The sequence below is a fragment of the Actinomadura sp. NPDC048032 genome (assembly GCF_040653175.1).
Taxonomy (GTDB): Bacteria; Actinomycetota; Actinomycetes; order Streptosporangiales; family Streptosporangiaceae; genus Spirillospora; species Spirillospora verrucosospora.
Genome location: NZ_JBEZJP010000279.1, coordinates 1 through 10,833, shown reverse-complemented (window position 1 = coordinate 10,833; position 10,833 = coordinate 1). Strand labels below are relative to the sequence as shown.

The following is a 10,833-nucleotide window of genomic DNA, read 5'->3' as shown; positions in this document are numbered from 1 at the left end:
GCGGCTGCCGCTGCTGCGCTCCCTGGACCGGCCGAGCGTGCTCATCGGCTTCCCCGCCGACGCGGGCGACCTCACGAGGCCCCAGACCCGCCGGACTAGGGAGGTCCCCATGAAGAACGTCCTCATCTCGGGTGCGAGCATCGGCGGTCCCGCGCTGGCGTACTGGCTGCGGCGGTACGGGTTCGGCGTGACGGTCGTGGAGGTGTCGCCCGGGCCGCGGGCCGGCGGGCAGGCGATCGACGTGCGCGGGCCGGCGCTGGAGGTCGCCGAGCGGATGGGCGTCCTCGACCGGATCCGCGAGCGGCGCGTCGAGATGCGCGGCATGTCCATGGTGGACGGGGACGGCAAGGAGCTGTACCGCAGCGAGGACTACACGATCACCGGCGGCGACCTGAGCGGCGCCGACGTGGAGATCCTGCGCGACGACCTGTCCGCGATCCTGGTGGACGCGGCGGGCGACGGCGTCGAGTACCTGTACGGCGACTCGATCGCCGGGGTGGAGCAGGACGACGACGGCGTGCGGGTGATCTTCCAGAGCGGGCTGATCCGCACGTTCGACCTGGTCGTCGGCGCGGACGGCGCGCATTCCACCACGCGCCGGCTGGTGTTCGGGCCGGAGAAGGACTACCTCACCCACCTCGGCACCTACCTGTCGGTGTGGACGGCCCCGAACTTCCTCGGCCTGGACCGCTGGCAGGTGTTCCACCAGGTGCCGGGCAGCAGTTGGGGCGGCGGCGTGATGAGCGTGCGCGGCAACGAGGAGGTCCGCGTCTACCTGGGGTTCGAGTCCGAGCGGCCGATCGAGTACGACCACCGCGACACCGCCGCGCAGAAGAAGATCATGGCGGACGCGCTGGCCGGCGGTGGCTGGGTGGTGCCCGAGCTGCTGGAGACGATGTGGGACGCGCCCGACTTCCACTTCGACTCGATGGCGCAGATCCACATGGACTCCTGGTCGAAGGGGCGGGTCGTCCTGCTCGGGGACGCCGGCTACTGCGGGTCGCCGCTGTCCGGGCAGGGCACGAGCATGGCCGTCGTCGGCGCGTACGTGCTGGCCGGGGAGCTGAAGGCGGCGGGCGGCGACCACCGCGCCGCGTTCGCGAACTACGAGAAGGAGCTGCGCGGGTACGTCGCCGCGAACCAGGAACTGGCGCTGACCAACAAGGCGCGGGTGGACGCGCAGCGCGACGCCGAGACGGGCGCCGGGACCGAGGTCGTCGACTTCCAGGACTTCGGGGAGATCGTCGGCTCGTTCACGGTGCGGGACTACTGAGCGCGGCGGCGCGGTCCAGCAGGACCCGGCGTTCGGGCGCGTTGCGGGTGAGCTCCGCGGCGCGCTCGAACTGCTCCCGGGCCTCGTCCCGGCGGCCGAGGCGGGCGAGCAGGTCGCCGCGGACGCTCGGCAGCAGGTGGTAGCCGCGCAGGGCGGGCTCGTCCACCAGCGCGTCGGCGAGCTCCAGGCCCTTCTCGGGACCGCGGGCCATGCCGACCGCCACGGCGCGGTTCAGCTCCACCACGGGGGACGGCGCGACGCGGGCGAGGATCTCGTAGAGGGAGGCGATCTGCGCCCAGTCGGTGTCCTCGGCGGAGGGCGCCTGCGCGTGGCAGGCGGCGATCGCGGCCTGCAGGACGTACGGGCCGGGCGGCTCGCCGATCCTCTTCGCGCGCAGCAGCGCCTCGAACCCGCGGGCGATGAGGAGCCGGTCCCACTTGCCGCGGTCCTGCGCCGCCAGCGGGACGGGCTCCCCGGACGGGCCGGTGCGCGCCCGGGTGCGGGACGCCTGGATCTCCATCAGCGCCGCGAGCCCGTGCACCTCGGGCTCGCCCGGGGCCAGCGCCGCGAGGACGCGGCCGAGGCGCAGCGCCTCGCGGCACAGGTCCGTCCGCACCCAGGCGTCGCCCGCGCTGGCGGCGTACCCCTCGTTGAAGACGAGGTAGACGACCTCCAGCACGGACGCCAGCCGGGCCGCGCGGTCGGGGCCCTGCGGCACCTCGAACGGGACGTTCGCCTCCGAGAGCGTCCGCTTGGCCCGGACGATCCGCTGCGCCACGGTCGCCTCGGGGACGAGGAACGCGTGCGCGATCTCCTCGGTGGTGAGGCCGCCGAGCATGCGCAGCGTCAGCGCGACCCGCGCCTGCGCGGACAGCACGGGGTGGCAGGCCGTGAAGATCAGCCGGAGGACGTCGTCCTCGATGTGGTCGTCGTCCGGAACGTCGAACTCGTCGGGCGGCGCCTGGGTCTCCAGGTCGCGGCCCATCTCCTCGATCTTGTCGTCGAGCCGCCGCAGCCGCCGGATCCGGTCGATCGCGCGGCGCTTGCCGACGGCCATGAGCCAGGCGCCCGGGTTATCCGGGACGCCCGACTCCGGCCACTGTTCGAGCGCGGCGACCAGCGCGTCCTGCGCGAGTTCCTCGGCGAGCCCGATGTCGTGCACCATGCGGGCGAGACCGGCGATGATGCGCGCGGCCTCCAGCCGCCACACCGCGTCGACGGTCGCGTGCACGCTCGTGCCCCGTGCGGGCGCCTTCCGCGCCCCGGGCTCGTCCGATGCCGTCACGCTGCCGATGAGAGCACCCGCACCGGCCGCCGCGCAACCTCGGCGGACGCCCAGGCCCCGCCGGGCGCCCGCCGGGCGCGAGCCTCACTGGCCGGGGAGGTCCTCCGGCCCGAACACCTGCTGGATGACGCCCTCGCCGTCGCCGACGATCGCCCAGAAGCGCTTGGACAGCTCGATGGCCTCCTCGCGGCTGCCCACCTCGATCAGCGCGAACCCGACGACCGTCTCCTTCGCCTCGGCGAACGGGCCGTCGAGGACGGTGACCTTGCCGCCGGACGACGTGATCCGGGTGCCGCCGGGCTCCAGCCCGCCGGTCGCGAGCAGCACCCCGCTCCGGGACATCTCCTCGATGAACCGGCCCATCTCCGTCTGCAGCTTCTCGTCCGGCGGCGCGGCGGGCGCAGAACCGTCGTCCGTCGTCATCAACAGGAACCGCATGTCGTCTCCTCTGCTCACCGGCCCGGTCCTTCCCGGTCCGTCACGAACGCGTCGAAGAACGTGTGACCGGATCGACATCCTGGCCGAGATCTTCTGGATTTTTTTCGTGCTCCGTATCGTGCCAGGTCACGGCGCTCTTGAGCCGGACGCTCCCCTACATTCCCCGAGATGACCACCAAAGAGGACATTCCGGACTAGTGGGCAAGTGACTCTCCAACGAGTAACTTCATCCGGTGGAAAGTTTTTCCGCACGTCGAGGAGGGCGTCCCATGGGAGTTCCGGCACCGGTGACCGGTGGGCCGTCCGCGCCGCGTGCCGGAGGTCCGGCGCCGCACGGGCGGTGCCGCGCCGCGGGGCGCGGGGCCTCGTGAGCGCCGCGGAACCGGAGGGCGACCGCGCCCGCGTCGCCCAGGACCACCGGGAGGCGGGCCCGACGGTGCTGCGCCTGCTGGTCGGCGCCCAGCTGCGCCGCTACCGGGAGGCCGCCGGCCTGTCCACCGAGGCCGCCGGGTACGAGATCCGCGGCTCGCATTCCAAGATCAGCCGGATGGAGCTCGGCCGGGTCGGCTACAAGGAGCGCGACGTCGCCGACCTGCTGACCCTCTACGGCGTGACCGACCCGTCGCTGCGCGAGCCGCTGCTGGAACTGGCCGAGCACGCCAACGCGCCGGGCTGGTGGCAGCCGTTCGGCGACGTGGTCCCGTCCTGGTTCGAGCCCTACCTCGGGCTGGAGCAGGGGGCGGTGCTCGTCCGCGTGTACGAGGTCCTGAACGTCCCGGAACTGCTGCAGACCAGGGACTACGCCCGTGCCCTGATCGCCGCCCGCCACCCGGAGGCGGGGCCCGAGGAGATCGAGCGGCGGGTGGAGCTGCGGATGCTGCGCCGCCGCGTGTTCGAGCGCCCGGACCCGCTGCGGCTGTGGGCGGTGCTGGACGAGGCGGCGCTGCGCCGGACGGTCGGCGGCCGCGCCACGATGCGCGCCCAGATCGAGCACCTGATCGAGATGGCGGAGCGGCCGAACGTCACCGTGCAGATCGCCCCCTTCGCCTCGGGCGGGCCCGCGACGGAGAGCGGCCCGATGACGCTGCTGCGGTTCGCCGAGCCCGAGCTGCCCGACGTGGTCTACCTGGAGCAGCTCACCTGCGCGCTCTACCCGGACCGGGCGTCCGACATCGCCCGCTACCGCGACGCCCTGGACCGTGTCGGCGTCCAGGCCGAGCCCCCGGACCGCACCCGCGCGATCCTCCGGGCGGCCCTGGCCCGGTTCGGCGTTCCGCCGCGCCGGGCCGCCGGATGACCGCTCGCTACCGCGCGCTGGGGACGTAGGTGGCGATGATGACGCCGGTCTTGAAGACCTCGGTGCCGGCCAGCTCGAACGCGGCCGAGAACTCGTCGGCGTTGAGCAGCTCGCCGGTCTCGCGGGCGCCGACGAGCACCGGGTGGATCCACAGGCGCAGCTCGTCCAGCAGGCCGTGCTCGACGAGCGTCCGGGACACCGGGCCGAAGCCGTACTGCAGGATGTCCTGACCGTCCTGCTCCTTCAGCTTGGCGATCTCCGTGACGGCCTCCGCCCGCGGGATCGCCGTCGTGTCGCCCCAGCCGGGCTTGCGGAGGGAGTCGGACACGACGTAGTGGGGCAGGCTGTTCATCCGGACGCCGAAGTCGCCCGTCGCCTCCTCCATGGCCGGCCACGCCTGGGAGAAGCCGTCGAACGTCTTGCGTCCCATCAGGATGGCGTCGCAGGAGAACAGCAGTTCCCTGGCGTAGGCGGCGGCCTCGTCCTGGAAGTAGGCCGAGGTCCAGTTCTGCGGGTTCTCGATGACGCCGTCGAGCGACACGTACGTCGAGTTGATGATCTTGCGCATGGTCTCCTCCGTCGGGTTGATCGTTCGCCTTCCGGCGCCGTGTGACCACTGTGCGCGAGACCGTTTACCGGATCCTTACGCTTCCTTTCCGGCGGCCGCCCGGACGCGCCGGGGAACGAGTTCGCATTAGGGTCGGAAGATGCGTTTCGGGCTGCTCGGACCGCTCGCGGTCTGGACCGACGACGGCGGGCTCGTCCCCGTGCCGGGGCTGAAGGTGCGGGCGCTGCTGGCGGACCTGCTCGTGCACGAGGGCCGTCCGGTCCCCGCCGACCGGCTGGTCGACGACCTGTGGGGCGACGCGCCGCCCGGGAACCCGATGGGCGCGCTGTCGGCGAAGGTGTCGCAGCTGCGCCGCGTCCTGGAGGACGCCGAGCCGGGCGCGCGGGCCCTGGTGGAGTCGCGCCCGGCCGGGTACCTGCTGGCCGCCGCCCCCGAGCGGGTCGACGCCCGGTCCTTCCGGTCGCTGGTCGAGCGGGCGCGCGGCGCGGCGGAGCCGAAGGAGAGGGCGGCGCTGCTGGCGGAGGCGCTCGGACGGTGGCGCGGCCCCGCGCTGGCCGACTTCCGCGACGAGGAGTTCACCCGCGCGGCGGTGGCGAGGCTCGAGGAACTGCGGCTGACCGCGCTGGAGGAGCACGCCGAGGTGCGGCTGGCGCTCGGCGAGCACGGCGCCCTGGCGGGCGAGCTCGGCGGCGCCGTCGAGGAGCACCCGCTGCGCGAGCGGCTGAGGGCCGCGCACATGCGGGCCCTCTACGGGGCCGGACGGCAGAGCGAGGCGCTGGAGTGCTTCGAGAGGTACCGGGTGCTGCTCGCCGACGAGCTGGGCCTGGACCCGGGCTCCGAGCTGGCCGAGCTCCAGCGGGCCATCCTGCGGCAGGACCCCGCCCTGGGCGGGCCCGCCGCCCCGGAGGCGCCGCGCCCGCGGTCGAACCTGCCCGTCCCGCCGACCGAGCTGATCGGGCGGGACGGCGCCGTCCGGGAGATCCGGGCCCGGATCGGCACCGACCGGCTGGTCACGCTGACCGGCCCGGGCGGGGTCGGCAAGACGCGCCTGGCGATCGAGACGGCTGCCGGGCTCGCGGACAGGTTCGGCGACGGCGTGTGGATGGCGGAGCTGGCGGCCCTGGAGCGCTCGACCGTGCCCGACCTCGCGGAGGTCGTGACGGCGATCCTCGACATCCGGGACGCGCCCGGCGAGCCCGCGGCGGCGCTCGACCGGCTGGCGGCGGCGCTCGGCGCCCGGCGGCTGCTGCTCGTCCTGGACAACTGCGAGCACGTGGTCGAGCAGGCCGCCGAGCTGGCGGACCGGCTGCTGCGCGGGGTGCCCGGGGTGCGGGTGCTGGCGACGAGCCGGGAGCCGCTCGGCCTGCCGGGCGAGGTCGTGTGGGCCGTTCCGCCGCTGGACGTGCCGGGCCGCGGCGACGACCCGGCGGCGTCGAGCGCGGTCCGGCTGTTCGCGGAGCGGGCGCGGGCGGCGTCGCGGGGTTTCCGGCTGGACGGGGACACGGCCGGCCCGGTCGGGGAGCTGTGCCGCAGGCTGGACGGCATCCCGCTCGCCCTCGAGCTCGCCGCGACCCGGGTGCGGACGCTCGGCGTCGAGGGGCTCGTCGAACGGATCGACGACCGGTTCCGGCTGCTGTCGTCCGGACACCGCGGCGCCCCGGCCCGGCAGCGCACCCTCACCGCGGTGATCGACTGGAGCTGGGACCTGCTGACCGGGCCGGAGCGCGCGGTGCTGCGCCGCCTGTCGGTGCACGCCGACGGCTGCACCGCCGACTCGGCCGAGGCGGTGTGCGCGGGCGGGGAGGTCCCGGACGCGGAGGTCCTCGACGTCCTGGTGCGGCTGGTCGACCGCTCGCTGGTCGTGATGACGGAGCGCCCCGGCGAGGGCCCCCGGTACCGGCTGCTGGAGTCGGTCGCCGCCTACGCGGCCGAGCGGCTGGCGGAGGCGGGGGAGACGCGGCGCGCCGAGGCCGCGCACAGCGCCCACCACGTGGCCCTGGCCGAGCGCGCGGCGGGCGGCCTCACCGGGCCCGACCAGGCGCGCTGGCTGGCGAGGCTGGACGTGGAGTCGGCGAACCTCCGGGCCGCGCTCGACGCCGCCGGGTCGGCGGACGAGGCGTTGCGGCTGGTCAACGCGCTCGCCTGGTACTGGTTCCTGCGCGGGCGGCTGACCGAGGCGCTGCGGTCGCTGGAGGCGGCCCTCGCACGGGACGGCGGATCGCCGGACGTCCGGGCCCGCGCGCTGGTGTGGCGGGCGGGGCTGGCCGTGCTCAAGGGCGCCCCCGGCGACTGGAAGGCCCGCCGCGACGAGGCCCTCGCGCTCGTGGACGCCACCGGCGACGACCGCCTGAAGGCGTGGGCGCGCTGGTTCCTGACGTTCGCCCGGGCCGAGCTGGACGACACCGGCGAGGGCGCCGCGCGGCTGGGGGAGGCGCTCGCGGGGTTCCGCGCGTGCGGCGACCGGTGGGGCGAGGCGGCGGCGCTCGTCCAGCGCGCCATGCACGCCCACGCGCGCGGCGAGCCCGCCGCGCTGGAGCGCGACGCCGAACGAGCCGCCGTGCTGTTCGACGAGGTCGGCGACCGCTGGGGACGGCTCCAGGCGGTGGAGTGGCTCGGCGGGCTGGCGGAGCTGACCGGCGACTACGACCGGGCCGAGCGGCTCCATCACGACGCGCAGCGCATCGCCGAGGAGCTGCGGTTGTGGCCGGACGTCGCCATGCGGATGGCGTGGCGCGGCTGGATCGCCTACCTGCGCCGCGACCAGGCGTCCGCGCGGCGGCTGTTCGGGCGGGCGCGGCGGGTCGCGGCGGAGCAGGGGTTCGCGCCCGCGGCCATGTTCGCCGACATCGGCCTCGGGCTGGCGGCGGAACGCGAGGGGCGGCTGGAGGACGCCGAGGACCGGATGCGGCCCCTGCTGGCGGCGGCGTCGCCGGAGGAGTTCCCGCCCCTGTACCTGCCGATGATCCAGACCGGGCTGGGCCGCGTGGCGGAGGCGCGGGGCGACGCGGCGTCCGCCGTCCGGTACCAGCGGGACGCGCTGGCCGTCGCGATCAGGCTGGAGGCGCCACGTGACCTGGCGGGCGCCCTGGAGGGGCTGGCAGGCGCGCTGGCCCTGGCGGGGCGGCACCGGGACGCGGCGCAGGCCCTCGGGAAGGCGGCGGCGATCCGGAAGGCCGCCGGCGTGCCGCCCGCCCCCGTCGAGCAGGACGACATCGACCGGGCCGCCGCGCGGCTCGGGGACGCGGCCGGCCCGGACGTGCTCGCCGCCGGGGCGGGCCTCGACCCGGCGGAGATCCTGCGCCGTGCGGAGACCGTCCCTCCGGAGGGCGCTTCCGTATGGGCCGGCCGGTAGGGCGCGGGCGGACCGGCAGGGCGAGGCGGCAGGGCCTCCTGGGGACGCGCTTGCCTGGGTGATTCGCCCTATTGCAAGAAGGTTGCGAATAGTCGCGGATTCATCACGACCCCTTGTGGCCCCTCTCACAGGGGTTGATCATCACCCTTCGTGGGACGACGGGGGTTGGTGCTCAGCCGGATCATCGGCGATCGGACGCTGGTGCTGGCCGCCTGCGCGACCGCCCTCTTCGCCACGACCGTCCTCGCGGCCCTGGTCGGCTACACCGGCTCGGTGACCCGCGAGGGTCTGCGCCGCACCCTGGCGGACGCGACGTTCGAGTCGGTCGGCACGGCGCTCGGCACGCGCGTCCCGGCGAACGGCCTGCCCAGGATCCAGGACCAGGTCGACCGGACGCTGAAGCAGATCTACCGGGACGTCCCGCTGGCGGTCTCGATGAGCGTCCGCAGCGACTCCTACACGGTCCCGGGCCAGGAGAAGAGCGAACACCCCGACCTGACGGCGTTCGAGACCTACACCGGCATCGAGAAGCACGCGCGACTCACCGAGGGACGCTGGCCCGGCGCGGCCTCGGGTACGGGCTCCGGGGAGGTCGAGGCGGCCCTGCCCGGCGCCGCCGCCCGCGCGATGCACGCCGGCGTGGACGACGTCCTCACGCTGCACGGCCGCGTCGACAAGAAGTCGGTCGTGAAGGTCCGCGTCGTCGGGCTGTTCGACGTCCCCGACCCGCAGGACTACTTCTGGCAGGACGACAAGCTCATCACGACCGGTGTCGAAAGGCTCACCTACACGAGCTACGGGCCGTTCGTGGTTCAGCCCGAGGTCTTCGCCGCCCGGTTCACCGGCACGGGATCCGAGGCGCGCTTCACCGTCATGCCGGACCTGCGCGGCGTCGAGCCGGGCGAGCTCGGCGCCCTCGGCGACCGGGTGGCCGCCGGCGGCGACACCTTCAAGAAGGCCGGCGACGGTGCGCAGTTCAGCGTCGCGACCGACCTGCCCGACCTGACCGCGCAGCTGCGCACCGCGCTCCAGGTCGCGCGGTCCACGATGCTCATCCCGGTGATCCAGCTCGTCCTGCTGGCGGGCTGCGCGTGGCTGCTGGTCGCGCGGCTGCTCGCCGACCACCGGCGCGGCGAGGTCGCGCTGCTGCGCACCCGCGGCCTCGGCATGCGCCAGCTCGCCCGGCTCGGCCTCGCCGAGGGCCTGCTGATCGTGCTGCCCGCCGCGGTGCTCGGCCCGCTGCTGGCCGGCCCGCTGCTGCGCCTGGCCGGGCACGCGCCCGCGGTCCGGGACTCGGGGCTGCGGCTGGACGCCGGGCCGCTCCTGCCGCTGTGGACCGTCTCGGTGCTGACGGCGCTGGCCTGCGCCGTCGTCCTGACGGTCCCGACGCTGCGGGGCGCTAACCGGACCTTCGTGGAGGCCCAGGCCGGCATCGGGCGGCAGGGCCGCGGCGGCCTGCGCGGCTCGGGCACCGACCTCGCGCTGCTGCTCGTCGCCGGGCTCGCGATCTGGCAGCTCACCCGGTACGGGGCGGACGGCGCGGGCGGCGGCGCCCCCGGCGGGGGCACGGGCGGCATCGACCCGTTCATCGTGTCCGGCCCGGCCCTGGCCCTGCTCGCCGGCGGGGTCCTCCTGCTCCGCCTCGTGCCCGCCGTCACCCGCGTGGCCGAGCGGATCGCGACCCGCGGACGCGGCCTCGTGGCCGTCCTCGGCACCCGGCAGGTCGGGCGGCGCCAGCTCCGCTACACCGGGCCCGTCCTGCTGCTGGTGATGGCGATGGCCGTCGGGATCCTGTCGGTCACGACGATGGCGACCTGGCGGCGGTCGCAGACCGACCAGGCCGACTTCCAGAGCGGCGCCGACCTGAGGCTGTCCGCCTCGTCCCGCGAGGGCGGCCCCGAACCGCTCGGACAGGCCGGAAGGCTGGCCGCCCTGTCCGGCGTATCGGCCGCCACCGGGGTGCTGCGCATGGACGCCGACCTCGGCACCGAACCCGCGACACTGCTCGGCGTGGACGCCGGGAGGATCGGCCCGCTCCTGCGCGTCGCCCCGGGCCTGCGGAACGACCTGCGGCTGGACGAGCTGGCGCGGGCGCGTCCCGCCGCCCCGGCGCTGACCGTCCCCGGTGAGCCGAAACGGCTGTTGTTCGACTTGCGGCTCACCCACTCCGGCCCGAAGCCCGGAACGGGCGCCGACGAGTCGCCGCCCCTCGGGGGCTACACCTTCACGGTGACCTTGGTGGACGCCCAGGGGCTGTCCCGGCAGGTGGCCCTGCCGGATCTTCGGGCGGACGGCGACGAGCACACCCTCGCCCTCGACGTCGCGCAGCTCGCGGGCCCGGACGGCAGGCCGTCCTACCCGCTGTCCGTCCGCGGGGTCCACGTCGGCGACGACACCGGGGAACTCTCGGGGAAGCTCGAACTGGAACTGCGCGGCATCGCCGGCGAGGGCACCGGCCGCGCCGCGCGCCCCGCGGGATCCCGCTGGGACGTGTTCGCCGGACCGCAGGACCCGGAGCACCCGATCAGCGCGAGCGCCGCGGACACCAAGGACGCGCTGATGACCCTCACGGTCTCGTCGCCGCCGCTCGGCGGCCCGCTGGGCGACTACCGCTTCGCGG

General features: G+C 75.1%; 7 protein-coding genes. 4 read left to right on the top strand and 3 right to left on the bottom strand.

The window, feature by feature from the left end:
- Positions 1 to 109: 109 nt before the first annotated feature.
- Positions 110 to 1,273 carry an FAD-dependent monooxygenase gene (locus AB0C69_RS28765; RefSeq protein WP_360358302.1) on the top strand — a complete coding sequence of 388 codons (1,164 nt, stop codon included), beginning with the start codon at positions 110 to 112 and terminating at the stop codon, positions 1,271 to 1,273.
- Here AB0C69_RS28765 and AB0C69_RS28760 read toward each other — a convergent pair.
- On the bottom strand, positions 1,254 to 2,504 hold the full coding sequence (locus tag AB0C69_RS28760; RefSeq protein ID WP_360358303.1) for an RNA polymerase sigma factor: 1,251 nt from the start codon (positions 2,502 to 2,504) through the stop codon (positions 1,254 to 1,256). The genes AB0C69_RS28765 and AB0C69_RS28760 overlap by 20 nt on opposite strands.
- Positions 2,505 to 2,642: 138 nt before the next feature.
- Positions 2,643 to 2,996: a YciI family protein gene (locus AB0C69_RS28755; RefSeq protein ID WP_345173347.1), complete on the bottom strand. Its 354-nt coding sequence runs from the start codon at positions 2,994 to 2,996 to the stop codon at positions 2,643 to 2,645.
- A gap of 367 nt (positions 2,997 to 3,363) precedes the next feature.
- Between AB0C69_RS28755 and AB0C69_RS28750 the strand changes: the two genes are divergently transcribed.
- Entirely contained in the window at positions 3,364 to 4,293 is a 930-nt protein-coding gene (locus tag AB0C69_RS28750; protein ID WP_360358301.1) for a helix-turn-helix transcriptional regulator, read from the top strand.
- Between the two features lie 7 nt (positions 4,294 to 4,300).
- On the opposite strand, the gene AB0C69_RS28745 is transcribed toward AB0C69_RS28750, so the two are convergent.
- The gene (locus tag AB0C69_RS28745) at positions 4,301 to 4,861 is read right to left on the bottom strand and encodes a dihydrofolate reductase family protein (RefSeq protein WP_345173349.1); all 561 of its coding nucleotides are present in this window, start codon (positions 4,859 to 4,861) and stop codon (positions 4,301 to 4,303) included.
- A 139-nt stretch (positions 4,862 to 5,000) separates the two neighbouring features.
- Here AB0C69_RS28745 and AB0C69_RS28740 point away from each other — a divergent pair, with 139 nt between their 5' ends.
- On the top strand, positions 5,001 to 8,213 hold the full coding sequence (locus tag AB0C69_RS28740) for a BTAD domain-containing putative transcriptional regulator (protein WP_360358300.1): 3,213 nt from the start codon (positions 5,001 to 5,003) through the stop codon (positions 8,211 to 8,213).
- 150 nt (positions 8,214 to 8,363) lie between these two features.
- A partial coding sequence (locus AB0C69_RS28735; protein ID WP_360358299.1) for an FtsX-like permease family protein occupies positions 8,364 to 10,833 on the top strand: 2,470 nt, incomplete at its 3' end.

What these genes read in the sequence shown, in the direction of transcription:
- AB0C69_RS28765 (WP_360358302.1), top strand. Translation starts at nt 110, where the DNA reads ATGAAGAACGTCCTCATCTCGGGTGCGAGCATCGGCGGTCCCGCGCTG.
- AB0C69_RS28755 (WP_345173347.1), bottom strand. Translation starts at nt 2,996, where the DNA reads ATGCGGTTCCTGTTGATGACGACGGACGACGGTTCTGCGCCCGCCGCG.
- AB0C69_RS28745 (WP_345173349.1), bottom strand. Translation starts at nt 4,861, where the DNA reads ATGCGCAAGATCATCAACTCGACGTACGTGTCGCTCGACGGCGTCATC.
- AB0C69_RS28740 (WP_360358300.1), top strand. Translation starts at nt 5,001, where the DNA reads ATGCGTTTCGGGCTGCTCGGACCGCTCGCGGTCTGGACCGACGACGGC.